The 25,869-nt window shown below is 36.0% G+C and carries 26 protein-coding genes and 5 tRNA genes; 19 read left to right on the top strand and 12 right to left on the bottom strand.

Annotated elements, in window-relative coordinates; translation table 11 throughout:
- The first annotated feature begins 22 nt into the window (after positions 1 to 22).
- A complete protein-coding gene (locus tag BKH41_RS07555; RefSeq protein WP_095298620.1) occupies positions 23 to 682 on the top strand; it encodes an outer membrane protein in 660 nt (219 codons plus the stop codon).
- 12 nt (positions 683 to 694) lie between these two features.
- Here BKH41_RS07555 and ggt read toward each other — a convergent pair whose 3' ends face one another.
- Entirely contained in the window at positions 695 to 2,383 is a 1,689-nt protein-coding gene (ggt, locus tag BKH41_RS07550; RefSeq protein ID WP_095298618.1) for a gamma-glutamyltransferase, read from the bottom strand.
- A gap of 401 nt (positions 2,384 to 2,784) precedes the next feature.
- On the opposite strand from ggt, the gene BKH41_RS07545 reads away from it, so the two are divergent.
- From BKH41_RS07545 to BKH41_RS07530, 4 genes are read left to right on the top strand one after another with little or no spacing between them, the layout of a single operon-like run.
- Positions 2,785 to 4,443, top strand: coding sequence for a DNA polymerase III subunit gamma/tau (locus BKH41_RS07545; protein WP_180762777.1), 1,659 nt, complete (start codon positions 2,785 to 2,787; stop codon positions 4,441 to 4,443).
- Positions 4,440 to 4,853: a tRNA (adenosine(37)-N6)-threonylcarbamoyltransferase complex ATPase subunit type 1 TsaE gene (gene tsaE / locus BKH41_RS07540; RefSeq protein ID WP_095298614.1), complete on the top strand. Its 414-nt coding sequence runs from the start codon at positions 4,440 to 4,442 to the stop codon at positions 4,851 to 4,853. Before BKH41_RS07545 ends, tsaE begins: the two co-directional genes overlap by 4 nt.
- Positions 4,846 to 5,568 carry an LPS export ABC transporter ATP-binding protein gene (gene lptB, locus BKH41_RS07535; RefSeq protein ID WP_095298612.1) on the top strand — a complete coding sequence of 241 codons (723 nt, stop codon included), beginning with the start codon at positions 4,846 to 4,848 and terminating at the stop codon, positions 5,566 to 5,568. The genes tsaE and lptB overlap by 8 nt, the downstream gene beginning before the upstream one ends.
- A 2-nt stretch (positions 5,569 to 5,570) precedes the next feature.
- Complete coding sequence (locus BKH41_RS07530; RefSeq protein WP_095298610.1) at positions 5,571 to 6,854, top strand: RNA polymerase factor sigma-54; 1,284 nt, start codon at positions 5,571 to 5,573, stop codon at positions 6,852 to 6,854.
- A 112-nt stretch (positions 6,855 to 6,966) separates the two neighbouring features.
- On the opposite strand, the gene BKH41_RS07525 is transcribed toward BKH41_RS07530, so the two are convergent.
- The gene (locus BKH41_RS07525) at positions 6,967 to 8,181 is read right to left on the bottom strand and encodes an argininosuccinate synthase (protein ID WP_095298608.1); all 1,215 of its coding nucleotides are present in this window, start codon (positions 8,179 to 8,181) and stop codon (positions 6,967 to 6,969) included.
- A 104-nt stretch (positions 8,182 to 8,285) separates the two neighbouring features.
- On the opposite strand from BKH41_RS07525, the gene BKH41_RS09830 reads away from it, so the two are divergent.
- On the top strand, positions 8,286 to 8,453 hold the full coding sequence (locus BKH41_RS09830; RefSeq protein WP_180762776.1) for a hypothetical protein: 168 nt from the start codon (positions 8,286 to 8,288) through the stop codon (positions 8,451 to 8,453).
- A gap of 27 nt (positions 8,454 to 8,480) precedes the next feature.
- Here the strand turns inward: BKH41_RS09830 and BKH41_RS07520 are convergent, their stop codons facing one another.
- From BKH41_RS07520 to BKH41_RS07500, 5 genes are read right to left on the bottom strand one after another with little or no spacing between them, the layout of a single operon-like run.
- The gene (locus BKH41_RS07520; RefSeq protein WP_095298606.1) at positions 8,481 to 9,506 is read right to left on the bottom strand and encodes a hypothetical protein; all 1,026 of its coding nucleotides are present in this window, start codon (positions 9,504 to 9,506) and stop codon (positions 8,481 to 8,483) included.
- Positions 9,503 to 9,868, bottom strand: coding sequence for an RNA polymerase-binding protein DksA (gene dksA / locus BKH41_RS07515; RefSeq protein WP_257875441.1), 366 nt, complete (start codon positions 9,866 to 9,868; stop codon positions 9,503 to 9,505). Before dksA ends, BKH41_RS07520 begins: the two co-directional genes overlap by 4 nt.
- Positions 9,869 to 9,878: 10 nt before the next feature.
- A complete protein-coding gene (gene rlmH / locus BKH41_RS07510) occupies positions 9,879 to 10,334 on the bottom strand; it encodes a 23S rRNA (pseudouridine(1915)-N(3))-methyltransferase RlmH (RefSeq protein WP_095298605.1) in 456 nt (151 codons plus the stop codon).
- Positions 10,306 to 11,181 (bottom strand): acetyl-CoA carboxylase, carboxyltransferase subunit beta, encoded by an 876-nt coding sequence (accD, locus tag BKH41_RS07505; protein ID WP_095298603.1) that lies wholly within the window; start codon positions 11,179 to 11,181, stop codon positions 10,306 to 10,308. Before accD ends, rlmH begins: the two co-directional genes overlap by 29 nt.
- A 2-nt stretch (positions 11,182 to 11,183) precedes the next feature.
- The gene (locus BKH41_RS07500; protein ID WP_095298601.1) at positions 11,184 to 11,909 is read right to left on the bottom strand and encodes an inositol monophosphatase family protein; all 726 of its coding nucleotides are present in this window, start codon (positions 11,907 to 11,909) and stop codon (positions 11,184 to 11,186) included.
- Positions 11,910 to 11,996: 87 nt separating this feature from the next.
- On the opposite strand from BKH41_RS07500, the gene recO reads away from it, so the two are divergent.
- Positions 11,997 to 12,611, top strand: a complete 615-nt coding sequence (recO, locus tag BKH41_RS07495) for a recombination protein RecO (protein WP_095298599.1) — start codon at positions 11,997 to 11,999, stop codon at positions 12,609 to 12,611.
- Here the strand turns inward: recO and ppk2 are convergent.
- Complete coding sequence (ppk2, locus tag BKH41_RS07490) at positions 12,595 to 13,440, bottom strand: polyphosphate kinase 2 (protein ID WP_095298596.1); 846 nt, start codon at positions 13,438 to 13,440, stop codon at positions 12,595 to 12,597. The two genes, recO and ppk2, sit on opposite strands and share 17 nt — an antisense overlap.
- A 48-nt stretch (positions 13,441 to 13,488) precedes the next feature.
- Between ppk2 and BKH41_RS07485 the strand changes: the two genes are divergently transcribed.
- The 6 genes from BKH41_RS07485 (at position 13,489) to BKH41_RS07460 (ending at position 14,803) form a co-directional block, all read left to right on the top strand.
- A complete protein-coding gene (locus tag BKH41_RS07485) occupies positions 13,489 to 14,142 on the top strand; it encodes a CinA family protein (protein WP_095298594.1) in 654 nt (217 codons plus the stop codon).
- Between the two features lie 136 nt (positions 14,143 to 14,278).
- A tRNA-Lys gene (locus BKH41_RS07480) sits at positions 14,279 to 14,354 on the top strand.
- A gap of 22 nt (positions 14,355 to 14,376) precedes the next feature.
- Positions 14,377 to 14,451 (top strand) — tRNA-Glu (locus BKH41_RS07475).
- Positions 14,452 to 14,498: 47 nt separating this feature from the next.
- Positions 14,499 to 14,574, top strand: a tRNA-Val gene (locus BKH41_RS07470).
- A gap of 11 nt (positions 14,575 to 14,585) precedes the next feature.
- Positions 14,586 to 14,662 (top strand) — tRNA-Asp (locus tag BKH41_RS07465).
- 65 nt (positions 14,663 to 14,727) lie between these two features.
- Positions 14,728 to 14,803, top strand: a tRNA-Glu gene (locus BKH41_RS07460).
- A 1-nt stretch (position 14,804) separates the two neighbouring features.
- Here BKH41_RS07460 and BKH41_RS07455 read toward each other — a convergent pair.
- Positions 14,805 to 15,578 (bottom strand): cell surface protein, encoded by a 774-nt coding sequence (locus BKH41_RS07455; protein ID WP_095298593.1) that lies wholly within the window; start codon positions 15,576 to 15,578, stop codon positions 14,805 to 14,807.
- Positions 15,579 to 15,687: 109 nt separating this feature from the next.
- On the opposite strand from BKH41_RS07455, the gene der reads away from it, so the two are divergent.
- The 5 genes from der (at position 15,688) to BKH41_RS07430 (ending at position 21,320) form a co-directional block, all read left to right on the top strand.
- Positions 15,688 to 17,088, top strand: a complete 1,401-nt coding sequence (der, locus tag BKH41_RS07450) for a ribosome biogenesis GTPase Der (protein ID WP_095298591.1) — start codon at positions 15,688 to 15,690, stop codon at positions 17,086 to 17,088.
- On the top strand, positions 17,082 to 17,585 hold the full coding sequence (locus BKH41_RS07445) for a lipocalin family protein (protein ID WP_095298589.1): 504 nt from the start codon (positions 17,082 to 17,084) through the stop codon (positions 17,583 to 17,585). The genes der and BKH41_RS07445 overlap by 7 nt, the downstream gene beginning before the upstream one ends.
- Positions 17,586 to 17,594: 9 nt before the next feature.
- Positions 17,595 to 18,503, top strand: a complete 909-nt coding sequence (locus BKH41_RS07440; RefSeq protein WP_095298587.1) for a cation diffusion facilitator family transporter — start codon at positions 17,595 to 17,597, stop codon at positions 18,501 to 18,503.
- Positions 18,500 to 20,236: an ATP-binding protein gene (locus BKH41_RS07435; protein WP_095298585.1), complete on the top strand. Its 1,737-nt coding sequence runs from the start codon at positions 18,500 to 18,502 to the stop codon at positions 20,234 to 20,236. Before BKH41_RS07440 ends, BKH41_RS07435 begins: the two co-directional genes overlap by 4 nt.
- A gap of 94 nt (positions 20,237 to 20,330) precedes the next feature.
- Complete coding sequence (locus tag BKH41_RS07430) at positions 20,331 to 21,320, top strand: c-type cytochrome (protein ID WP_095298583.1); 990 nt, start codon at positions 20,331 to 20,333, stop codon at positions 21,318 to 21,320.
- Here BKH41_RS07430 and BKH41_RS07425 read toward each other — a convergent pair whose 3' ends face one another.
- From BKH41_RS07425 to BKH41_RS07415, 3 genes are read right to left on the bottom strand one after another with little or no spacing between them, the layout of a single operon-like run.
- Entirely contained in the window at positions 21,321 to 23,189 is a 1,869-nt protein-coding gene (locus BKH41_RS07425) for a primosomal protein N' (RefSeq protein WP_095298581.1), read from the bottom strand.
- The gene (locus BKH41_RS07420; RefSeq protein ID WP_095298579.1) at positions 23,190 to 23,414 is read right to left on the bottom strand and encodes a hypothetical protein; all 225 of its coding nucleotides are present in this window, start codon (positions 23,412 to 23,414) and stop codon (positions 23,190 to 23,192) included. It lies immediately after the preceding gene.
- Positions 23,411 to 23,632 carry a DUF904 domain-containing protein gene (locus BKH41_RS07415; protein ID WP_095298577.1) on the bottom strand — a complete coding sequence of 74 codons (222 nt, stop codon included), beginning with the start codon at positions 23,630 to 23,632 and terminating at the stop codon, positions 23,411 to 23,413. The genes BKH41_RS07420 and BKH41_RS07415 overlap by 4 nt, the downstream gene beginning before the upstream one ends.
- Before the next feature lie 83 nt (positions 23,633 to 23,715).
- Between BKH41_RS07415 and uvrB the strand changes: the two genes are divergently transcribed.
- On the top strand, positions 23,716 to 25,698 hold the full coding sequence (uvrB, locus tag BKH41_RS07410) for an excinuclease ABC subunit UvrB (RefSeq protein WP_095298722.1): 1,983 nt from the start codon (positions 23,716 to 23,718) through the stop codon (positions 25,696 to 25,698).
- The last annotated feature ends 171 nt before the right edge of the window (positions 25,699 to 25,869 follow it).

The following is a 25,869-nucleotide window of genomic DNA, read 5'->3' as shown; positions in this document are numbered from 1 at the left end:
GAATAAAAATAAATGAGTATAAATGATAAAAAATTTTTTTTGTTATGGGGGGGGGGTATTGATGGCTTTGGCCATGCCCCTTTGTGCCGAAAATAGCGGTTTATTTTTGGGAGTGAGTTATCAAATTGGCTCAGCAAGCTTTTTTCAAGAGAGCAAAACGCAAGTTCAAGGCATTTCTGAAACCACTTCCAATAAAGTGGAAACAACCAAGCCCGAAGATGGTGCAGGTATCAAGCTTGGATACAAACAATTTTTTGGAAATTCTAAATGGTTTGGTCTGCGTTATTATGCTTTTTTGGATTATGGGTATGCTGATTTTGGTACTTTAAAAGGTAAGGATCGCCATAGTCATATGTTTAATTATGGTGTGGGGGCTGATACGCTTTGGCAAGTATTTGATTTTCCAAATATTAGTTTTGGATTTTTTTGTGGCGGGAGTGTGGGAGCTGATAGCTGGATAGGGAATGGTAATTATACGAATTTTCAAGCTTTGGTTGATGCAGGATTGCGAACCAATCTCTACAAACACCACGGCTTTGAAGTTGGCGTGAAAGTTCCCTTTTCTCAAAATAAAAATTTCAAAACGACAAAAAATTCTTCCTATGCGAATACAATAGAAGAAAACAGAACCAATGTCCGCTACAATTCTTCATTTTATGCCAGTTATTTTTATACGTTTTAAATCCCAAAGAGTTTAAAACTCTTTTCTAGGATCACCCGAACCATACATAATATGGGTTTTGGGATCAATAACAATTGCATTGACATCTCCCATCACGGGTTTTGTAACGATTTGATATCCCATTTTTTTGAGATTATCTTTGACATCTTGAACCATCCCGTATTTTTCAATCCTGATTTCATCTGGAAGCCATTGCATATGAAATCTAGGAGCTTCTATGGCTTCAGAAATATCCATTTTATGATCAATCACATTGCTAATGACTTGTAAAACGGTTGTAATGATCCTTGCGCCTCCAGGACTCCCCACTACCATAAAGAGTTTTCCGTCTTTAAGGACAATAGTTGGAGACATAGAGCTTAGAGGTCTTTTGTTCGGTTCTATCGCATTGGCATCTCCCCCTACAAGACCATAGAGATTGGGCGTTCCAGGTTTGATAGAAAAATCATCCATCTCGTTATTGAGTAAAAATCCAGCTCCATCAACTGCGGCGGCACTGCCATAAGAAGCATTGATGGTATAGGTAACACTGACAGCATTTCCCCATTTGTCGGCTACAGAATAATGGGTTGTATTATGTCCTTCGTGGATTTGCCCTAAACCTGGGTTGATTTTGGAACTTGGGGTAGCAGCATTAGGCAAAATATTTTGATAAATCTTTTTTGCATAGGCTTTGTCTATGAGTTTTGCAACAGGGACTTTTATAAAATCAGGATCCCCCATAAAAACTGATCTATCTGCATAAGCTTGTCTCATTGCTTCAGCCATAATATGGATAGTTTTGCTTGATCCAAAGCCAAGCGCTCCGATGTCAGCATTTTCCATCACGTTAAGGATCTCAATGATGTGGGTTCCGCCAGAACTAGGTGGAGCCATTGATACGATTTCATAGCCTCTATAGTTGCCAATCACAGGCTTTCTCCAGACTACATTATAGTTTGCCAAGTCTTCTTTGCTAATAATCCCGCCATTTTTTGCCATATCTTTGACTATAAGATCAGCTATTTTGCCGTGATAAAAAGCTTTTGACCCCTCTTTTTGGATAAGTTCTAATGTTTTGCCTAAGTCTTTTTGAACAAATATGTCGCCTTCTTTATAAGAACTACCATCTTTTTTGAGAAAATATTTTTTGCTTGAGGCAAATTTTGAAAAATCTTTTTTGGCTTCAGCCATTGTCTCCCCTTGTCTTTGGGTAATGACAAAACCTTTTTGAGCAAGTTCAATGGCGGGTGCGATAAGCTCAGAAAGTTTTTTTGTACCATATTTTTCAAGCATTGCACTCATTCCTGCGACGGTTCCAGGAACTCCAGCAGCAAGATATCCGATTGTGCTTGCCTCAGGGATGACATTGCCTTTTTTATCCAAGTACATATCTTTTGTGGCTTTCAGAGGGGCTTTTTCTCTAAAATCAAGCGTGATATTTTCCCCATTTGCCAAGTGAATCACGGCAAATCCGCCTCCACCTATATTGCCTGCTGCAGGATGGACAACTGCGAGTGCATATCCCACAGCGACAGCAGCATCAATTGCATTACCGCCTTTATTGAGGACATCTTTACCGATTTTATTTGCCAATTCATTGCTGGAAATGGCAAGTCCTGTGGTTGTGTCTTTTATCGGCGGGTAAGCAGCTGCACTTAATATTTGAAGAAAACCTATAAAAAATATGAACGCTAGAGATTGAGCGAAAAATTTTTTCATTCTTGTTCCTTTTGAGGTATTAAAATTTGTATGAGTTTGGATTTTAACAATAACCAATGTTTTTATGCAAGAAAATTATGAAATTTTTTTCTTGTTATTTCGTATTGTTTCTATTTGAGACTTTTGGAAATGTTTTAAATGTCTTTATTTGATAATTAAAGTTGTATTTAAGCCTATAAAATATTTTTTGAAAAAATTCTTTATTATCAAAAATACGATTTTGTAGCAATTTTTTTGTTTTTTCCCAATCTTGTGATTATATTTATGCTTGCTTTTAAATTATGGTTAATCTCTTTTACGACATTCTATGACAAGCTTAAAATTTTATGCTGTATTTTGATTTGTTTCATAGGTAAAATGATATAAAATATAATATTATACAAAAATTTAAAAGGTGCATAATGGCTCTTGCTTTGGCATTGAAATATCGTCCGACTCAATTCAGCGATCTCATCGGACAAGAGAGCGTTTCTCAGACGCTATCTTTAGCGCTTGATCATTCGCGTATTTCTCACGCATATCTTTTTAGCGGACTTCGTGGGAGCGGGAAGACGAGTTCGGCAAGAATTTTCTCACGCGCACTTCAATGCGAAAAGGGTCCTACAAGCACACCGTGTGGCGAGTGTGATAATTGCAAAGCCGCACTTGAAAATCGCCATCTTGATATTATTGAGATGGATGCGGCTTCTAGCAGAAAGATTGATGATATCAGAGATCTGATTGAACAAACTAAATATCGTCCTAGCTACGGGAGATATAAGATCTTTATCATTGATGAAGTCCATATGCTCACAAAAGAAGCTTTTAATGCGCTTTTAAAGACACTTGAGGAGCCGCCTGATTATGTAAAGTTTATCTTGGCAACCACTGATCCTCTCAAACTCCCTGCGACTATTTTGAGTAGAACACAACACTTCAGATTTAAAAAGATTCCTCATAAAGCCGTTGTTGCCCATATTGCCAATATTTTAGATAAAGAAAGCGTTAGTTATGAGCCAGAGGCTTTGGAAATTATTGCTAGAAGCGGTTCGGGAAGTTTGAGAGATACGCTTACCATTGCTGATCAAGCGATTAATTTTTGCAATAAACATATTACGACTGCTAAAATCACTGAAATGTTAGGGGTGGTCGATCCTTATACGCTTAGGGAGTTTTTTAACTCGATTTTTCAATCTGATGAAGCAAAGCTTGAAGAAATCTTATCTTTGTTGGAAGAATATGAATGCGAGATGATTGTTGATGAAATGACATTGTTTTTAAAAGAGGCTTTACGTTCCAAAGATAAAGATTTTCCGGTTGTTCTTGTTGATAGGTTTTTGCGTATTTTGACTGAAAGTAAGTTTTTACTCAATCTGAATTCTGAAGGAAGTTTTGTTTTATTGCTAATGAGTTTGAAAATGCGAGAAGCGATGAAAGTCAGAGATATTGATTCAATGATTAGAGAGTTGGAATCCAATCTTTTTTCATCTCAAGGGTTAGTGTCCCAGCCTTTGGTTTCAAGTCCAAAAAATATTTCTTCTCCAAAACCTGAAGAGAGTGCCTTATCTTGTGGTAAAACTGCTTTGAGAGAGAACTTATTTGAATCTTTGATTGTTAAAATCTATGATCGCAACAAAAGACTTGGGGAGATTTTTGAAAAAAATATTGCTTTTGTATCTTTTGAAAATTCTGTTTTAAGTTGGAAATCTAAGGCTAGTGGCGAAGAACGGACAATGCTTGTGCAAAATTATTCCCATATTAAAATGATGGTTCAAGAAATTTATGGGGTTTTGACTAAAATCAATTCGATTCAAGACGTTCAAGAAGATCCCGTTTTTTTGGAAAATCAATCTGAAAATATTCCCATTCAAGAAAAACCTATTCTTGAGCAAAAAGTTTCACGAGATCAAAATTTTGAGGCAGAATTTCAGAAAAAGACCGATGAGGTTTCTCAAAAACCTGTCTTAAAAGCCCCACACGAAATTTTTTTAGAAGAAAATAAGGAGCTTGTCGAAAATATTAAAGTCCATTTAGGGGCAACGAAGATGATAATTTTAGAGGATGAAAAGAAGGATTTGTGAAAGAAATTTGTGCTGATCTTGAGAATATTTTTATTGTCACCAAATATTTGAAAGAGATTGCTTTAAATGCTAATAAAGTTTTTTTATTGCGGGGTGATTTGGCGAGTGGTAAAACAAGTCTTGTACGTACTTATAGTGAGTCGATTTATCCCAATGAGATGGTGACTTCCCCTACTTTTAGTGTGATGCATCAATATGGCGATATTTATCATTATGATCTCTATAATCGAACTTTGAAAGATTTGCTTGCTTTGGGGCTTTTGGAGTGGCTTGAAAATGAGGGGACGCATTTTGTGGAATGGGGAGATGAGACTTTAGAAGTGTTGCTTAGAGAAAATGGGTATGATGTTTGTGTGATTGAATTGTATAAGCGTGAAAATGATCGAATTTATAGGATTTTTAATGAATAAGCTCAAAGCTCAAAATCTTAGCAAACAAATCAAAAAGACAAAAATTGTTTATGATGTTTCCATTGAGGTTTCAAGTGGGGAGGTTGTAGGTCTTTTAGGTCCCAATGGGGCGGGAAAAACGACTACTTTTTATATGATATGTGGGTTATTGCAACCTAGTGGGGGAAAAGTATTTCTTAATGATATTGATCTTTCAGGTTATCCTTTACACAAGCGTTCGAATATGGGAATCGGGTATTTGCCCCAAGAGTCGAGTATTTTTAAAGAATTGAGTGTGGAGGATAATTTGGCTTTGGCAGCAGAAACTTCTTTCAGGAATTCTAAGGAAGCTCAAAATAAAATCGAACAAATGCTTGAAGCCTTTAACATTGCTCCTATACGCCACCGCAAGGGGATATCTTTAAGCGGGGGTGAAAGAAGAAGAGTAGAGATTGCTAGGGCTTTAATCAAAGATCCTAAGTTTATTTTGCTTGATGAGCCTTTTGCTGGCGTTGATCCCATTGCAGTCATTGATATTCAAAAGATTATTGAGCAATTAGTGTCTTTAAATATTGGTGTGCTCATCACTGATCATAATGTCAGAGAAACGCTCTCAGTCTGCCATCGGGCTTATGTCATCAAAAGCGGGTCATTGCTTGCAAGCGGGAATAGCGAACAGATTTATGAAAATCCTTTGGTGAGAAAATATTATTTGGGCGAAAACTTTAAGGTATAACGATGGCGCAAGGGGCTAGACTACGTCAGAATACAAGCATTAAAAATAAGCTTTCCACGACACTTAAAAGTTGGTTGCCTATTCTTCAAAGCAATGTTTTTGATATGGAAGAAACAATCAATGAATATGCTAAGGAAAATCCTTATGTCACTCTTCAAAGTTCAATTGTAAGAGATTTTAGTTCCAAACTTAAGAAACCCTATCCTAATTCTCCTGCAAAAAATTCTATCAGTGACAAAATAGAGTCTTTAAGTATTTATGAAAAGAGTCTTTATGAAACCCTTGCTGATCAGCTTCTGCCCCCACTTTTTCCGACTCAAATTTCTGTGAATATTGCTTTGGATATTATTGATAATATCGATGAAGAGGGGTATTTTGAAGCAGATGAGAAAGAACGCGCTCAGAGTTTGGGAATTGGGCTTGAAGAATATCAAAAAGTGAGGCAAAGATTTGCCTATCTTGAACCCAAAGGCGTAGGGGCAAAAAACCTCATTGAGTCATTTTTGTTCCAGCTCCAAGATCATTCAGAGATTTCTGATGATGTTTATTCTTTGTGCGTGAAAATCATCAATGATTTATCCAACCACAAAAACTATAGCACTTTAAAAGATTATTTAGAAGCGATGAAAGTGATTAGAACTTTTAAAAACCCTCCCGCTTTAGCTTTTTTTCAAAAAGATCCCTTTGTGATTCCTGATATTTTGGTGATTGAAGATGGTGGAGAAATACAAGTTCGGCTTAATGATGAGTATTATCCGAGTGTGATTATTGAAGATATTAAGGTTAAAACTTCTGGGCAATATTTAAAGAATAAATTGAAAGAAGCAAGAGATTTGATTGATGCTTTAGATATGCGCAAACAGACGATTCAAAAAATTGGCTTGATGATTGTGGAATATCAATATGATTTTTTCAAAGGCGGAGAAATCAAACCAATGAAGCTTAAAGATATTGCAGATGAATTCGGACACGCTCCAAGTACTATTTCACGAGCGATTTCAAACAAATATCTTGAATGTTCAAGGGGAATTTTGCCGATTAAAAGCTTTTTTACAACTGCAATTGATGGAGATACTTCAAATGCCTCTATCAAGGATTTTATCAGCGAACTCATTAAAAATGAAAATCAAAAAAAGCCTTTGAGTGATCTGAAAATCCTACGGCTTATTGAAGAAAAATTCCAGCTTAAAATGGTTCGAAGAACAATTACAAAATATCGAAAACAACTCAATATAGCAAGTTCAAGCGAAAGAAAAAAGCTTTATGAGATAAGTGTGGGAACGTGAGTTTGGATATAAAAATCATTGTGCTATTTTAAGATTTTTGGTCACAAAAACCTTTTAAAGTTTTCAAATTTGTGTTTTTAAAGGATTTTGTCCTGTTTAAAAAAAACAGGAGCTATTTTTTAGCTTTTCCTGCGATGATGAAACGCAAGGCATTGAGTTTGATAAATCCTGCTGCATCTTTTTGATTATAAACATTGTCTTCTTCAAAGGTGCTATAAGCTTGATTGAACAAAGAATTTTTAGATTCTCTTCCAGTGATGATAACATTGCCTTTGTAGAGTTTGAGGGTTACTTTGCCTGCAACATTTTCTTGTGTTTTATCTATGAGGGCTTGGAGTGCTTTTCTCTCAGGAGAAAACCAATAGCCATTATAAATCAATGAAGCATATTTTGGCATCAATTCATCTTTTAAATGTGCTTCTTCTCGGTCTAGGCAAATTGATTCGATAGCACGGTGGGCTTTGAGTAAAATGGTTCCGCCTGGAGTCTCATAACATCCTCTTGATTTCATACCGACATAGCGATTTTCTACCAAATCCAATCTACCAATCCCGTGTTTTCCTCCAAGTTTATTGAGTTTGTCCAAGAGATTTGCTGGGCTTAAGGAAATACCATTAATGCTCACAGGATCGCCGTTTTTAAATTCAATACTGATGGCTTCAGGAGTATCAGGAGCATTCATTGGAGAAACGCTCCATCGCCACATATCTTCTTGGGGTTCAACGGCAGGATCTTCAAGGATCTGCCCCTCATAAGAGATATGCAATAAATTAGCGTCCATAGAATACGGGGATTTTTTACCTTTTTTTTCAATGGGTATTCCTGAATTTTGGGCATAATCAAGAAGCTTTTCCCTTGAGTTTAAATCCCATTCCCTCCAAGGGGCAATGATTTTAATATCAGGATTGAGTGCATAGGCGCCAAGTTCGAATCGAACTTGATCGTTTCCTTTGCCTGTAGCCCCGTGAGATATTGCATCTGCACCGACTTGTTTGGCAATTTCGACCAATCTTTTTGCGATTAAGGGGCGTGCGATACTTGTTCCTAAAAGGTATTCGCCCTCATAAATGGTATTAGCACGAAACATTGGGAATACGTAGTCGCGTACAAATTCTTCTTTTAGATCTTCTATGAAGATATGTTCAGGTTTAATGCCAAGTTGTTGTGCTTTTTCTCGGGCAGGTTCGACTTCTTCGCCTTGTCCGATGTCGGCAGTAAAAGTGATGACTTCGCAATGATAATTATCTTGAAGCCATTTTAGAATCACGCTTGTATCAAGCCCGCCTGAATATGCCAAAACCACTTTTTTAATATTTGTATTTGCCATTTTTGCCTCATTTGTGTAAAGTTTATGAATTCTATCAAAAGTTGTATAAAAGTGATATACTCTAGCGCGAAAAGGGTCGAAAATTATTTTTAAAAAGGGTTTGAATGCAAATGATTGATTGGGTCGGTATCATTTTAATAACCGGAGTTATTTTGTTTGGGATTTATAAGCTTTTAAATTTAAAGAGTTCTTCTAAAAAAGGGTGCGGATGTGGGGGAAATGGAAAATGTTCAAAACCAAAAGCCTATCATTTTGACAATAAAAAATCTTGAGAGTTTTTGTTAAATATTTGTAATATTTTAAGAATCCATTGCAAAAAAAATCTCAAGCGGGTAGTTTTTGCCGATTTTTTTAAGGTCAAGATAAGCATTAATGATTGGAAATTCATTTTTTGAATAAGTGCTTAAGCGTTCGCTTACAAGGTCTATCATTTCCAAATTAAGGAGTATGTAAAGATAGCTTTTTTCAGCCTTTTCATTTTTGTCAGCAAGGTATTCAAAAAGCTTAAGCCAAACATCTGGTGAAAGAAAAGGCTTGGATTCTTTGGCAAGTTTGAGGTAATTGTTTTGATCGTAGTTTGCTTTTTCGCATAATTCGGCAATGGTTTTGCGTTCAAGTGTTGTGCGATTTTGAGAGTAGGCGATAAAAAGTTCTTGAAGCATTTCTTTATCCAAAAACCCTCCAGAAAGCTCAAGAGCCTTTTGAATTTCTTTGTCATTCCCTTTTTGAATGATCTGGGTAAAAGCGTATTTTTTAAAATCAACATTGAGGCTTCCTTTGAGGATCTCCAAAGCAAACTTAAGATCTTTTTGAATTTTATTACGGGTATTCTTAATGAAGAATTCATTTTCTTCAGATAAATCGTATTTTTTTAAATCCTGATTATTGCCTTGTTCGACTTGATCATATGTTTCAAAAAGCTTGTCTATTTTGGCATAGGAGCTTTTAGGAGTGTTTAAGTCTGGTTTTAATTCAAATCGCGCCAAGATTTTTGAAAGAAAGCTATAGTGTTGATTTTTATAGTTTTGTTTTGTAAATGTTTTTTTGGTGTTTTGCTCAATGATTTGATTGACAATTTTTTCGAAATCCCTGTTGTTATTGTATTTGACGAGCAAACCTCTGATCCATTCGCCTAAAAAAAATATCAAAGACAAAACAAAAAATATTAAAATCACAATTGTAATCCAAACAGCGACAGGAAGATTTACAGATTGCGATTGATGGGGCGTGGATAGCGTATAAGTGCTTGAGTCTAAACTATAGATATAAATACCTACTGCAATGATGAATAAAACAGCAAAAATAATATAATATTTGAATTTCATCTTTCACCCCTGTTTTTGGACTTTTCGTGCAATTCCCTACAGTTGATACAGTATTTGGCGTGTGGCTTAACTTTTAATCTTTGAATATCGATTTCATCATCGCACATTTCACAAATCCCATAACTTTTATTTTTGATTTTTTGCAATGAATGCATTATATCTTTTAATTCTAACCCGTGTTTTTGTATCATCAAAAAATCAAGCTCACCTTGAAGATTTGCAGAGACAATATCACTCTGATCTTTTAAATTTGCAGCGTATAACTCTATTAAATTGGTATTTCTCAGATTAATATTAGAAGTTATCTCCTCAAGCCTTTCTTTTAGCATACGTTCAAAAAATTTGAGATTTTTATTGTCCAACTCATTCTCCTTATTTATGATATGGATGGCAGTTTATGATGCTGAAAGCTCGATAGATTTGCTCACATAAGATAATTTTTACAATTTTATGGCTGAAAGTTAGGAGGCTTAGGCTGACAGGAAAGCATTTTTTTAGAAAATCTTCTTCAAATCCATAGGCTCCGCCGATAAAAAAATTGATTTTGCTTTGGTTCTCAAACAAAGCACTGAATTCAATGCTGTCAAGTATTTTTCCTCTTGGATGTAAAGCAATGTTTTTACCTTCTGTCATAAAGGGTTGAAAGGCTTTTGTGTAAGATTGTTTGGCATTTTTTTCTGAAATTTTTTGGGCATTGGATATTTCGGCATTCATAATATCTTGAACGATCAAATTTACTCCAAATTGTTTGCATTGCTTTTGGTAGTGCTGTACAAAAAGATTGAGTTCTTGGTTTGTTTTAGTGATCGAGTATAGGTTGCATTTCATAGTGAGGGTTGAGCATAAGGATTAAATCGCTTAAAGTTTTTTTAAGCTCTTTTCGATGGACGACCATATCAATAAGACCGTGTTCAAGTAAAAATTCAGCCGTTTGGAAACCTTCGGGTAAGTCTGCACCGATGGTTTGTTTGATGACTCTAGCCCCTGCAAAGCCAATCATTGCTCCAGGTTCTGCAATGATGAGATCACCTAAAAATGCAAAAGAAGCACTTACTCCCCCAAAGGTCGGATCTGTCAGCAAGGAAATAAAAGGTAGTTTGGCTTCAGTAAGTTTGCTCAATGCGGCACTAGTTTTTGCCATTTGCATTAAAGAATAAGTCGATTCTTGCATTCTTGCTCCACCACTTGTAGAAACGATCAGTAAAGCTTGTTTTTTTGTCAAAGCTCGGTTGATAGAACGTACAATTTTCTCCCCCTCTACAGATCCTAGACTTCCCCCCATAAAGGCGAAATCAAAAACTGCGATTTGAAGTGGAATATGATTGATGGTTGCTTCTCCACATATTACAGAACTTGGGCGTCCTGTTTTTGCCTCATATTTTTTAATTCTTTGTTTATAACTTTCTTTATCGACAAAATTCAGCGGGTCAATGGGCTTAAGAGTTTTGTCATATTCTATAAAACTTCCTTCATCACACAAAAGAGCAATGCGATCATTTGCAGATATTCTGAAGTGATAGTTGCATTTGGGGCAGATGTGAGATTGGGAAAAAACTTCCTTGTAGTACATCAAAGCCGAACATTTCGGACACTTTATCCAGTGGCTAGAGGCATCTTTTTGCGTTGATTTACTTTCATCTTTTTTAAGATTTTTTAAAAAATCCGCAAACCCCATTTCTAGTCCTTTTTTGCAATTTTTAAAATCATATCAAAGATTTGCTTATTTCTGCTTACGAGTAAAAAGTGTTCAGAGCTTTTTATCCATAAATGCCTACATAGAAATAGCCCAGCTTTGGAATCGTATTTTCTTATTTTTCCTCCAAAAAGCATAAAATTGGCGTAGTGGGCGTAAGCAAGCGAAATTGCACTAGCTCCGAGCGAACGAAATTTTATTTTTTGTTCAAAAAGTTTAGTGGCAAGATCGGGGTTTGAGTAGGCTTTTTCAAAAATTCCGCATTTTGCAGGGAGACTGCTTTGGGGGATTGGTGTTGTGAGGCAATCAGAAAGCTTTACAAATCTTATCCCCTCTCCAAGATCAAAATAAGCAGTTTGGGAACAAAAATTAATAATGATTGCCTCTTTGGTTTGTCCGCTTTCATCGCATAAAGCCACTGAAGCACCATAATAAGGAATATTTGAGATATAATTGTCGCTTCCATCTAGGGGATCTAAAACAACGACATTTTTCCCATTTCCCTGAATATAGCCTGATTCTTCAGAATCAATATTGGCTATGGGTAGCAAATGCTTGGTAAAAATTTCTTCACTGATTAAATCCGCTCCCAGACTAACATCTCCACCCGCTCCAATTTGATGTTCTTGCATATATTCAAGTTTTCGTTGTGATAAAATTTCGATGATTTGTCGGCTAGCCTGAATCGACGCTTCTATAAAATCGCTCAAAAAATATCCTTGAATGCGGTCTTGTTTTGAATCTAGATTGCCATTATAGTGATTTTATTTTAAGCGAAACTTTAAACAGGAGAATGTGTGCAAGGATATATTTTAAATACAATCCCAATAAAAAACGAAGATTTGATCGTGCATATTCTGACACCTTTTGGCATTAAGAGACTTTACCGATTTTATGGGGCTAGGCACAGCATTATTCATTTGGGCAAAAAAATAGATTTTGAAGAAGAAGGAAACGGATTTTTTCTACCCAAGCTCAGAAATGTAATGCATTTGGGGTATCCTTGGGAAAATAATTTAGATAGAGTATATATTTGGCAAAGGTTCATTGGACTTTTAAATAAACATCTTTTTGATATTTATGAGCTTGATAGTTTTTATTTCAATATGCTTCAAGATGGTGCGATCAAGCTATCCAAACAAAATCCTTTACGTGTGGGGCTTGAAATGTATGCGGAGCTTTTGAGTTTTGAAGGTAGGGGGGATAAGGGGGAAAGGTGTTTTATTTGTGGGAGCAAGACGGGAGAGCAAATCAGTCTTGCGAGAGCTTTTTTATTTGCTCACCCAACTTGTATCGGAGGCAAGACATTTAAGAAAAGTGACATCTTAAAATTCCTTGCTTTAAAAACCACTCTGCACTTTTGTGATGAAGACGTGGAGAGAATGTGGGAAATCCTTACGAAAGGGTTGTAACATCTTGATAAGGATTTTGTGAATAAGGATGGATAATTTTGGGATCTGCAAGCAAACAGACATTTCGCGGATCTTTGTTTTCATAATCGATTTTGCTTAATAAATCCCTTGCTATGTTTAATCTAGCTGCTTTTTTATCGTTAGAATCAACCATAATCCAAGGTGCATAGGGGGTATGGGTTCTTGAAAACATTTTTTCAAATGCCTCTGTGTATTCGTCCCATAGGCTAAGGGATTTGGAATCAATGGGGCTTAGTTTCCATATTTTAAGCGGATCGGTTTTGCGACTTTTAATACGGCGTTTTTGCTCTTCTTGATTGACGTTGAGAAAATATTTAAAAATCATTGTACCACTTGAGATGAGCATTTGCTCAAGGTTTGAGACTTGATAAATGAATTGTTTATATTCTTCTTGTGTGCAAAACCCCATTACTTTTTCAACTCCTGCTCGGTTGTACCAACTTCTGTCAAAAAATACAATTTCTCCTCCAGATGGAAGCGTGCTAATATAGCGTGTGAAATACCATTGAGATTTTTCGGTCTCTGTGGGTTTTTGAAGCGCTACAATGCGACATCCTCTAGGATTTAAATGTTCGGTTAAAGCTTTGATAGTACCTCCCTTCCCTGCACCATCTCTGCCTTCCATAATAATTACGATTTTTTGGTTGTTTTTTTTGACCCAATTTTGAAGTTTTACAAGTTCAATTTGGAGTTTGATGATTTCTTCGTTATAAAACCATTCTTTGAGTTTTTTATTTTTCCTATAGACGTGTTTTTCATTGGGTTGAGATTCAGGACGAATTGTTATTACAGGGTTTTGTTTTGACATTTTATCTCCTTTGTGTATATAATGATTATATCGAAATAGGGGGCGTTTATGAAAAAGTTTTTGACTTTTTTAGGAATTGACAATGAGGCAAGTCTGATATTATGCCAGCATTATGCCGAAAAGTTTGATGTAAGAATGCGGGTTGAAAATGAGAAGATTTTATTGGAAGGGAAAGATACTCAAAAGGTTTTTGAATCCATCAAATCTGTTTTTGGGGATAAAGTAATCGAGTCAGATAATTTGACAGCCTCCATTATAGATATTTTAAAGAAAGGTAATAAAAAAATCGCCACCGCAGAAAGTTGCACCGGAGGGCTTTTGGCGTATCAATTCACATCAGTATCAGGAGTTTCAGATGTTTATGAGGGTGGCATTGTCAGCTACAGCAATGCCATCAAACATAAGTGCTTGGGTGTAAAAACAGAGTGGCTTGAAAAATATGGCGCAGTCAGTGAGCCTGTAGTGCGCGATATGTTAAGTGGAGCACTGAAGGTTTTTGGCGTTGATTATGCGATTGCTACAAGCGGGATCGCAGGACCTAGTGGGGGAAGCTTGGAAAAACCTGTGGGAACAGTTTATATAGGGGTTCAAAAGGTTGGGAATTTGGCGATTATTGAGAGGTATTTATTTAAGGGAGGGCGTCAGAAAATTCAAAAACAGAGTTGTGCAAGTGCCTTGGAAATGTTGGCAAAAATTCTTTAAAAGTTTCTCTAAAAAGCTTGACAAACCCATATAAAAAAATTATAATTTCGCTCTTTTGTTAGAGTAAATCTCACGAAGAAACAAATAACCGTTTATAGATTTATATATTATTTATTTAAAGTTTATTAGATGCTATGACCCGTTAGCTCAGTTGGTAGAGCAATTCCCTTTTAAGGAATGGGCCGTTGGTTCGAATCCAACACGGGTCACCATTAAATTTTAATAAATAGAAGTGGCCCCTTCATCTAGCGGTTAGGATACCACCCTTTCACGGTGGCTACAGGGGTTCGAGTCCCCTAGGGGTCACCACTTTTATTCTCGATTTCCCCGATATTGTTATTTGAAATATCCGAGTTGGTCGCTTAGCTCAGTTGGTAGAGCGCTACCCTTACAAGGTAGATGTCACAAGTTCGAGTCTTGTAGCGACCACCATCAGGATATCTGGAGCGGTAGTTCAGCTGGTTAGAATACCTGCCTGTCACGCAGGGGGTCGCGGGTTCGAGCCCCGTCCGCTCCGCCACTTCATTTCTTTTAAATTGATTCAAACTTATGTTTTTTTAATTTTTATTGTTTTTAGAATTTTCCGACCCCTTCATCTAGTGGCCAAGGATACCACCCTTTCTAGGTGGGAACGGAAGTTCAAATCTTCCAGGGGTCGCCATTTATTTAGGGCATTCTAAAAATAAGACAAAATGACTATTATTTCTCAATTCTCTTTTAGTATCTAGATTAATGATGACTTCTTTCCTTTGATTGAGGGTACCTGAAAGTTCTTTTTTGATGACGATCTTACATCCTTTTATATCAAATATTTGAGGGATTTTATCAATAATAATCCTATATCTGTCTATAGAAACCTTTTTGAGAGGATACTTTTCATAAGGGGCGATGGCAGAGTATCTATCGATAGATTTTTGAGCGTATTTGTATTCATAAATCTTGCCGTTGATGTTTGTGATTTGAGTGAAAGAATCTTCTAGGGCAAAGGTTTGAACCTGTTGTTTTGTTTGATATACGGCTCCTTCCATAAATTTTTGAAGTTCTTTTGAATGGATGATTAAAAAAAGTTCTTTTTCTTTTTTTTCTAAAACAAGCTCATTTTTTTTCGGCTCATAGAATTCCTCTTGAATAAAAATTACTTTTTTTGGTTTGGTATTTTCTTTGAGAAATTCTTGTTCAGGAGTTTTTTTGGTTTGAGATGGTTTTGAAGAGGGTTGTTTTATTTTTTTTGCAGAAGTGTTTTGAGGTTCCTTATGGTCTGAGGGTGAGTCAGTGGAGTTTTCATTTGAAATGCTTGTTTGCACGGGGGCTTTGATGATGGGAAGATCAATAGATTCTTTTTCTGTAGGCGGGTTTGGGGTATTTTGGTTTTCTTCTCCATATCCGAGATTTGTTAAGATAGCAAAGAAAATTAATGCCGATAAAACCTTTTTCATTCAAAAACTCCTATAAGTTTTAAAGTTTTGGTTATGATTACATAACTGAATAACTATAAATCTAGTCCTGAAAATTATAAGAAAATTATCATTAAAGAGAAGCAAGTTTATGAAAAAAATTGCGATTTTAGGAAAACCCAATGTTGGGAAGAGTTCTTTATTTAATCGTTTGATCAAAGAGAGAATTGCCATCACTTCAGAAATTTCAGGCACCACTAGAGATGTGAATATAAAAAATATTTCCCTTGAAGGCAATCAAATTCAGATCTGTGATACTGGCGGACTTGATCAGAGTTCCTTGCTGTTTTCTAGGATTAGGGAGTTGAGTTTAAAAACGGCAAATGAAGCTGATCTTGTGCTTTATATAACAGATGGAAAGATTATTCCCCAAGATGATGATAAAAAACTTTTTAGAGAAATCTGCAAGATCAATAAAAAATGCCTTTTAGTCGTCAATAAGGTCGATAATGACAAAGAAAAGCAATTTGCCTATGAATTTATCTCTCTTGGCGCAAAAGAAACTTATTTCATTTCTGTAAGCCATAATCGAGGCATTTCTGCACTTATAAGTGGGATTTTATTTGAGTTGGGGTTGCGCTGTGAGGGATCTTATGAGAAGCAGGAAGAAAATGAAGATATCCTTGATTTTATTGAGAGCATAGAGGAGGAGAATGCTCAAAATGAAGATAATCAATCAATGGAGGAAATCATTCAAGTCGGGATTATCGGGAGGGTAAATGTCGGGAAAAGCTCTTTATTGAATGCACTTATCGGGAAAGAAAGGAGTGTCGTTTCTGAAACTGAAGGAACAACGATTGATCCTGTCGATGAAGAGATTTTTATTGGGGATAAAAGGGTTTGTTTTGTAGATACGGCAGGAATCAGACGAAGAGGAAAAATTGAGGGCATTGAAAAATATGCACTGGATAGAACGACTAAAATATTAGAAAAGAGTCAAATTGCTTTGCTTGTCTTAGATACAAGTGTGCCTTTTGTCGAGCTTGATGAAAAAATTAGCTCTTTGGTAGATAAACACGCTTTAGGTGTTATTTTAATCTTGAATAAATGGGATATCAGGTGTGCAGAATACAAGGAAGTTATTACAGAGTTAAAAAGAAAATTCAGATTTTTGGAATATGCACCTGTATTGACTGTGAGTGCTTTGAATGGCAGGCATATCAGAGAGCTTAAAGAAAAGATATTGGAAGTCTATGAGTCTTTTTCTTATCGTATTCCTACAAGCACTCTAAATGAAGCGATTTCAGAGGCAACTAGACGTCACCCTCTCCCAAGCGATCACGGAAAGATCGTAAAAATTTATTACGCAACTCAGTATGATACCCATCCCCCAAGAATCGCCTTAGTGATGAATCGCCCAAAATCTTTGCATTTTAGTTATAAAAGATATTTGGTTAATTTTATGAGGGAAAAATTTAATTTTATAGGATCTCCTATTATTTTTACCCCTAGAGGGAAAAATCAAATTCAAGATAAGGAAGAGAAATGTTAGAGTTAATCGGGATGATCGATCTTGAAAGATATGGCGGAGAGTGGTTGGAAATGGCTAGAAAACCATTTTATTTTCAAAATAAATGCATAGCTTCAAAAGCTCTTTATAATGATATAGAATACAAGGACGGAAAGCCTTATAAAATAAAGGTGCGTAATTCTTGCGTGACAAAGCAAGGAAAAATTAATGTTTCTGATGGAAAAGCAAAAATTGTAGGAGCAGATAATCGTTCTTTAAGTGTAAGTTTTAGTTTTTTTACCGATTGGATGCGAAAGCCTAATTATGAGGTATTGTATCTTGATAAAGATTATAGCCAAGCTGTGATCGGTACTTTGAACAAAAAATATCTTTGGATTTTAAGCCGAAAAGTTTTGGATAGGTCAGCTATTGAAAAATTGCTAGAAAAAGCCAAAGCAATGGGTTATGATACAACAGATATTATTTATGATGATTGGGAAATGCTAAAACAAATTAAGCCGTCTTTTTTAGGTATCTAGATACGCAAAATGAAGTTTTTTACTCCCTCAAAGGCAACGATGATTGCTACGCTCACTTCAACTTTTTTGGTGATCGTGAAGTTTGGAGTTGCAGTCTCTAGCGGTTCGATCGTTGTTTTGGCAAGTGCGATTGATTCGTTGCTTGATATATGTATGTCGGCGTTTAATTATTTTGCACTCAAGGAAGCAGAGAAACCAGCTAATAAAAATTTTAATTACGGCTTTACGAAGATCCAATATATTGCTACCACAATTGAGGGAGTGGTCATATTGGGATCGGCGGGCTATATTTTTTATGAATCTGTCAGCCGTTTGAATTCTGAGATTTCTTTGAACGATACTGGGGTTGCGATTTGGGTGATGGTATTGAGTATAATCGTCGTGGGCTGTTTAGTACTTTTTTTAAACAAAGTTGCCAAAATCAGTGGTAATGAAGTGATTCAAGCTGATGCTTTGCATTATAAGAGCGATTTATTCAGCAATGGCGCAATTTTGGTTTCGCTTGTGGTGATTGAGTTGAGTGGTTTTTATCTCATAGATCCCATTCTTGGGATGTTGATTGCAGCTTATATTGCATATGGGGCTTTTAAGATTATTAAATCGGGTGTTTTTATGTTGCTTGATAGGGCGCTAGATGAAAAAACCCAAAATCATATTTTAGACATTCTTGATACAAGCTCAATTTTGGGGTATTATAATTTAAAAACTCGCATTGTCGGAGAAAGGGTATTTGTAGTATTCTATGCGGTATTTGATAAACAAATTACACTTTTGCTTGCGCACGGGATTTCTGACGATATAGAAAGGAGGATTGAAAAGATTGATTCAAGTAAAAAATGGGAAATTATTATCCACTTGGAGCCGGCGGAGTATTTTGAAAACAGCAATTTCAGTTTTATAAAAAGGAAGAGTTTTTGAAACATTACATTGATTTTATTCATTCTAAAAATATTACAAAATCGACCATTTATCCTTATCTCAAATGTGATATCCTTGAGGCGCAGATTTTACGTTATATGGCAAAGGCTTTGCTGAATGGGGGCGATGAATTTAACGTTTTAAGTTTGCTTGAAAATGTTTTTGATAAAAAAGAAGCTGCAATGCTTGAACATCTTCCAAAAATCAAAAATCTTTTAGAGCTTGGATGGGTAGTACAAAGCGGGTTTATTGCAACTAGAACAAATGAAATTGCGATTTTGGAGCTTTTGAATGCAAATATCGCTTTAAGCCCAGGTTTTTTAAAACTTTTAGAAGATGGCTCATTAAATCTTGAACTCCCTGAAATCATTCCTTATGAGGATCATTTGGAATATCTTAAAGATCAGTTTTTAAGGATTGATTTGCTTCAAAAACTTAGCTATGGTTTTCAAAAAGTCCCCTCTATCTCGCTGTCTCGAACAAAGTATCGGTTGAAATTGCTTGAAGAAAGGATTTTATCTCGATTAGAAATTACCAAAACCCCTATTCAGGTTCAAACCTTGATCAAAGAAAATGCGCTCAATTCCAAAGAAGAGATTATTTTTTTTGCATTGCTTAAAGAAGAATATTCTGGGGGTGATGACAATTTACGCGATATGAACAATTTGATAGATTTAGTCAGTCAAGATGAATATGAACGCATTAAAAATCGCTCTCTTCTTGATGAAAAAAGCACTCTAGTTGAAAAAAATCTCGTAGATTATGATGAAATGCTCAACCCTTTTGGGGGTATCAGCCGAACATTTTTTATTCCTGAAGATATCTTGCAAATCATTGTTCATCCCAACCGAAAAAAGAAAAGGACTAAAATTACTTTGGAATCTTTAGTCAAAGAACAAGAAATTTTTGAGATCCTTGAGCCTAAAGTCGGGCTTGATGAGGTGATTTTGTTTCCCAAGACCAAAGAAACGCTTGATGCTCTTTTGAAACAAGTGGATACAAAAGTCATTGCGCGCCTGAAAAAATGGGGCGTGAAAGAAAAAGGCAAGGGAATTGATGCACGGATTATCTTTTATGGACCTGCAGGCACGGGAAAGACTCTCACTGCTTTAGGAGTTGCTAAAAGTCTTAAAAAGCCTGTGATTAGTTTTGATTGTTCTAAAATTCTCTCAATGTATGTAGGAGAATCAGAAAAAAATGTTCGCAAGATATTTGATGGGTATAAAGAAATCGCTCAAAAATTCAAGAATAATCCCATATTGTTGCTAGATGAAGCTGATCAATTTCTCAGTACGCGTGTGAGTAGCGGGAGCGGGGTTGAAAAAATGCACAATCAAATGCAAAATATTTTTTTAGAGCAGATTGAAAAATTTGAAGGTATTTTAATTGCCACTACAAATCTTTTAGAAACGATTGATTCAGCATTTTCAAGAAGATTTAATTATAAAATCGAATTCAAAAGACCTTCTTTGGAGCAAAGAATCTCATTATGGAAAAAATATCTTCCTAAAAATGCCGCATACCAAAAACCTTATACAATATCTTCTTTAGCGATGGAATTAGCAGAATATTCTTTGAGCGGGGGACAGATTTCTTTAGTGATTAAAAATACCGCTTATAAAGTTGCTGTGCGTGCTAATGCGGTATTTCAAAAAGAAGATTTTATTGAAGAAATCAAAAGAGAGCAGAGCGGAAATTTTGATAGTGAGAGAAATATGGGGTTTCAATCATAAATATCAAGATTAATTCATTTTTAATAAAGGTTTTTAATTTTTATTTAATTATTTAATAGTAATATTGTATATTCTAAACATTAAAGGAGATAGAATGAGACAACCTAGATTAAAAATTTTGATGCTTTTACCCTTAATAGGAGTTTTGGGTTTTGGCTTTGATAAGAATCTGGAGAAGGAGAAAGAGGCGACGGGGATTGATTTGCCGGTTCAGGAGTGGAAGTTGCCTGCTGCAATGCAAGAAGATGGCTATATTGATGAGAGCAAGATGCCAAAAGGGTCAAAATATACTGAAATGGTTATTTTAGGGAATAAAATTTTAAATGAAACCACAAAATATATCGGACCACAAGCAAAAGACCCTAAAAAAAGGTATGCGGGGAATAACTTATCTTGTTCAAGCTGTCACGCTGCAGGCGGGACAAAGCCATTTCAATCTGCTTTTGTAGGTATTTGGGGAAGATTCCCTCAATACAGATCCAGAAGTGATTCTATCAATACTTTAGAAGATAGAATTAATGGATGTATGCAAAGAAGTTTGAACGGCAAGTCTTTGCCATTGAATTCACAAGAAATGAAAGCAATGATAACTTATATGCAGTGGCTTTCTCAAGGGATTCCTGTCGGGGCAAAAGTGAAAGGTCAAGGCTTGGTTAAAATGGCTTTATTAGATCGTGCCGCAGATCCTAAAAAAGGTAAAGTTGTGTATGATGAAAAATGTGTTGCTTGCCATCAAGCTGATGGTCAAGGGATGAAAAATACTGATGCTAAAGGAGCTTATTATATTTTCCCACCGCTTTGGGGTAAAGATAGCTATAACACCGGTGCGGGAATGCATCGCGAGTTAAAAGCTGCAGCTTATATTAAAGCCAATATGCCTCAAGGAAATCCTGATTTAACAGATGAGGAAGCTTATGATGTAGCTGCTTATATCAATTCCCAGCCACGTCCTGTGAAAAAAGGTGGAGAAAAAGACTTCCCTGATAAAAGAGTGAAGCCTGTAGATGCTGTTACCGGACCATATTTGGATAAATTCCCTCAAAAACAACATCTCTTTGGTCCATATAAAGAAATGATGAAATAACTATAAAATATTGATGGGGTCCATATCAATCTCAAACCCCATCTTTTCAGAATAAGAACTGATTGAATGTAGAACTTTCATCATCGCGATATGAGAGAGAGAGCGGAGAAATATCTGATACCGATATTTTGAAGCAATCTTTTCAATCGCACATTTTCCTGCTCCTATAATTACAATATCTTCGTTTTTATTGTTTTCCAAAATTTTTAAAATAAAATCCATATTTTGCAAGGTTTTTTTTTCGTCTTTATCTGAAAAATTGATTGTGGCAAGTTTGGAATAGGGCGGGTAAGAATGCGATCTATGTGAAAGCTCGAAATCTAAAAAATCTTCATAGTTGTCTGCAAAGGTTTGTAAAAAATCGCTATTGAGACTTTGAACAATCACTTTGCCATTTTCTTTCCTGCCACTTCTCCCTGCAAGTTGGTGCATTAAAGCAACTGCTTTTTCATAGCTCCTATAATCAGCACTTCTTAAAAGATGATCAATCCCTAAAATAATCGCTAAATTGACGTTATGGTAGTCGTGACCCTTGCTGATCATTTGCGTTCCGATGAGAATATCGGTTTTTTGATGGTTGAAGTCATTGAGTATTTTTTTTAGCTTATTTTGGGTGCTTGTGTGGTCTTTGTCAAAAATACCGATAGAGGCTTCAGGCAAAAGCTCTTTAAGTTCTATAGCCACTTGAGCGGTTCCAAGTCGTTGCGCCGAAAGATTGGGGCTTTTGCAATTGGGGCATTGTGATGGAATGGGTAGAGTGTAGTTGCAATAATGACAAGAAAGAATCTTTTTATCCAGATGTAAGCTCATATCAATACTACAAAAAGGGCATTGCACGCTTTGACCGCATTCTTGACATAAAAGAGTTTTAAAATTTGCCCGAGTGGGCAAAAATATGACTGCCTGTTCTTTTTGCCTTAACATATCTTTTAAATGCTTCAGGATAAAAGGAGTGATTTGCGTGGGCATTTTTTCAAAAAAAACTTCTTTTTTTGAATTAAAATGTCTGCCTTTGAGGCGTATCAAAGCGTCGTTTTTTTTTGCATTGTGGTAGGTTGTGAGGCTTGGAGTTGCTGATCCTAAAATGATTTTTGTTTTTGTCTTGTTGGCGAGGTATAAACTGATATCCCTAGCATTATATCTTGGCTTGGTTTGGGATTTATAGGCATCATCGTGCTCTTCATCAACGACAATAAGACCTAAGTTTTTCAAAGGCAAAAAAAGTGCGCTTCTAGCTCCGGCAATGATTTTTATACTGCCCTCTTTGATTTTTTCAAGCATTTCTTTTTTTTTCTTGCTTGAAATTTTGCTGTGCCAAATTCCCACGATATTGCCAAAAACGTTTTCAAGGCGTGTTTGTATTTGAGGAGTGAGGGAAATTTCAGGCATCAAAAAAATGGCGTTTTTGTTTTGTGCAAGTGTTTCAATGAGTAGATGGATATAAACTTCAGTTTTTCCGCTTCCTGTGTCTCCAAAAAGCAGGCTATAATCTTTAGTTTGAGCAATTTCAAGAGCCTTTTTTTGACTAGAATTTAGCTCTTTAGCACAATAAGACTCTAAAGGAAAGGTTTTAAAATCCCCCTCTTTGTCAAATGGAGTAAAAAGCCCATAAGCCTGACCATAACTACAGCAATAATATTGCGAGATGAAATCTGCCAAAATGATTTGATTAGAACCAAAATACCAAGAGGTTTTAAACGCCTCTTTGCAGGAAAATTCAGGCTTTTGACACGTCTTTAAAATGACGCCTTGCATTTCTTTGTTTTTGACCCGTATGCGTGTGATATCACCTTTTTGAAAGGTAATTTCGGATTGATAGGTTAAGATAGGGGAATTAGTTTTTAAGGGGGCTATTTGATAATAGTTCATTTATTGAGCGATTTTTTGGAGCAGGCTCTTTAGATTTTGATTGAGAATGGAATATTCTTGGATTTTATTCAAATGCATCTCGAGCAATTCTGTGAGTTCGATGTTTTTATCATTAAAAGTTTGTGTAATTTCTTCTTTTGCTTCTTGAGTAAATCCATCAAGCTTGATTTGAAATTTTCTGCCTGAAATCTTGATTTCAATGTTTTCAATGCATTCTTGAATCATTGTTCCAGCACTTCAGCGATTTTGTCATAAAGCTCTTGAACGCTTTTTTCTTTAAGGGCAAGTTCTTCATAAAGCGAAGAGATTTGCCTGTCTTTTTCTTCGCTTTGCGCCATCAAAGTGGTGACTTTTAGGCGTAATTGTTCGTTTTCACTTTCTTGGGATTTGATTTTTTGTAATAAAAGGTCGATTTTTTCACTCAATTTGTCAATCAATGCCATTTTTACTCCTTGAAGTAATTTTTGCGATTCATTCGAATTTAAGTATAATTGTAACAAATATTTTATTGTTTTTAGGGATTGTGATGGCAAATTTTATACTTAATTCTGCTTATTCGCCCGCAGGAGATCAACCTGAAGCGATTGAGAGGATTACTCAGAGCATTCTAAAAGGCAATGCTTATCAGACACTTATTGGGGTAACAGGTAGCGGAAAAACCTACACGATGGCAAATATCATTGCCAAACTCAATATGCCCACTTTGATTATGAGCCATAATAAAACCCTGTGCGCCCAGCTTTATAGCGAATTTAAGGGATTTTTTCCAAAAAATCACGTCGAGTATTTTATTTCTCATTTTGATTATTATCAGCCTGAAGCTTATATCCCTAGGCGCGATCTTTTTATCGAAAAAGACAGCGCTATTAATGATGATTTAGAGAGGCTTAGGCTTTCAGCTACAACTTCTTTGCTTGCTTATGATGATGTGATAGTCGTTGCAAGTGTTTCAGCTAACTACGGCTTGGGAAATCCAAACGAATATCTTACGATGATAGAAAAGGTTGAGGTCGGACAAAGACGCAATTATAAGGAATTTTTGCTCAAACTTGTAGATATGGGCTACAGCAGAAACGATAATTATTTTGATCGGGGAAGTTTTAGGGCACACGGGGAAAGCGTGGATATATTTCCTGCTTATAATGAAGTCGAATTTATCCGCATTGAATTTTTTGGAGATGAGATTGAGAGGATTGCAGTTTTTGATAATATCGAGCGTACCCAAATCAAAAAGCTTGATTCTTATGTCTTATATGCTGCAAATCAATTTATCGTCGGGCAAGAGCGTTTGGCATTAGCGATTAAAAATATTGAAGAGGAATTGGGCGAGCGTTTGGCTTTCTTTCAAAAAGAGGGCAAAATCATTGAAGCAAACAGACTCAAAAGCCGCACGGAATTTGATTTAGAGATGATTGGGGCTAGTGGGATTTGCAAAGGCATTGAAAACTATGCGCGCCATCTTACAGGCAAAGCACCAGGCGAGACGCCTTATAGTTTGTTGGATTATTTTGCTCAAAAAGGAAGACCTTATTTAGTGATTGTTGATGAATCCCACGTAAGTTTGCCGCAATTTGGCGGAATGTATGCTGGGGATATGAGCCGAAAAAGCGTGCTTGTCGAATATGGCTTTCGCTTGCCCTCTGCTTTGGATAACCGCCCCTTAAAATTTGATGAGTTTATCCATAAAGCACCCCATTATCTCTTTGTATCTGCTACGCCTGCAGAGCTTGAAATCAAGCTTTCCAAAAACAATATCGCTGAGCAAATCATTCGCCCCACAGGTCTTCTTGATCCTATGTATGAAGTAAGGGACAGCGATACGCAAGTTCAAAATCTCTATGATGAGATTAAAAAGGTGGTTGCAAGAAAAGAGCGGGTATTAATCACGACTTTGACCAAAAAAATGGCAGAAGAGCTTTGTAAATATTATACGGATTTGGGTTTGAAAGTGCAGTATATGCATAGCGAGATTGATGCCATCGAGCGAAACCACATCATCAGAGGATTGAGGCTTGGGGAATTTGATATACTCATTGGTATCAACTTATTGCGTGAAGGGCTTGATTTACCTGAAGTTTCTTTAGTGGCGATAATGGATGCAGATAAAGAAGGTTTTTTGCGTAGTGAGACGAGCCTGATACAGACGATGGGCAGAGCGGCGAGAAATATCAACGGCAAAGTACTTTTATACGCCAAAAAAATCACTAAAAGTATGAAAAAAGCGATGGAAATCACTGATTATCGCCGTGCCAAACAAGAAGAGTTTAATAAAGCCCATCACATTATCCCAAGATCTGTTGCTAGAAATGTCGAAGAAGAATTACGCTTAGAATCAAGTGCGAATGCAAAACTTTATGAAAAGGCTTTGAAAAAAAGCAAAATCCCCAAAACTGAGCGCGAAAACATCATTAAAGAATTGAATAAAAAAATGCAAGAGAGTGCCAAACGCCTTGATTTTGAAGAAGCCGCAAGATTGCGCGATGAAATTGCCAAAATTCGTAGCCTGTGAAATAAAATCAAAAAATAATTAGTTTAAAGAAAATTACAAAAGGATACAAAGGAAAAAAATGAATTTAAATAATAAATTAAAAGGAGTTATGCCCCCCCCCCCATAAACCCTTTCAAGATTGTTGTTTTTTTATTAGGGGCGTTACTTATAACAAATCAAAAGAAATTCAAA

The sequence above is a fragment of the Helicobacter sp. 12S02232-10 genome, from assembly GCF_002272895.1.
Lineage (GTDB): Bacteria > Campylobacterota > Campylobacteria > Campylobacterales > Helicobacteraceae > Helicobacter_J.
Note: the sequence above shows the minus strand (reverse complement) of the source record. Positions and strands in the feature narration are given on the sequence as shown.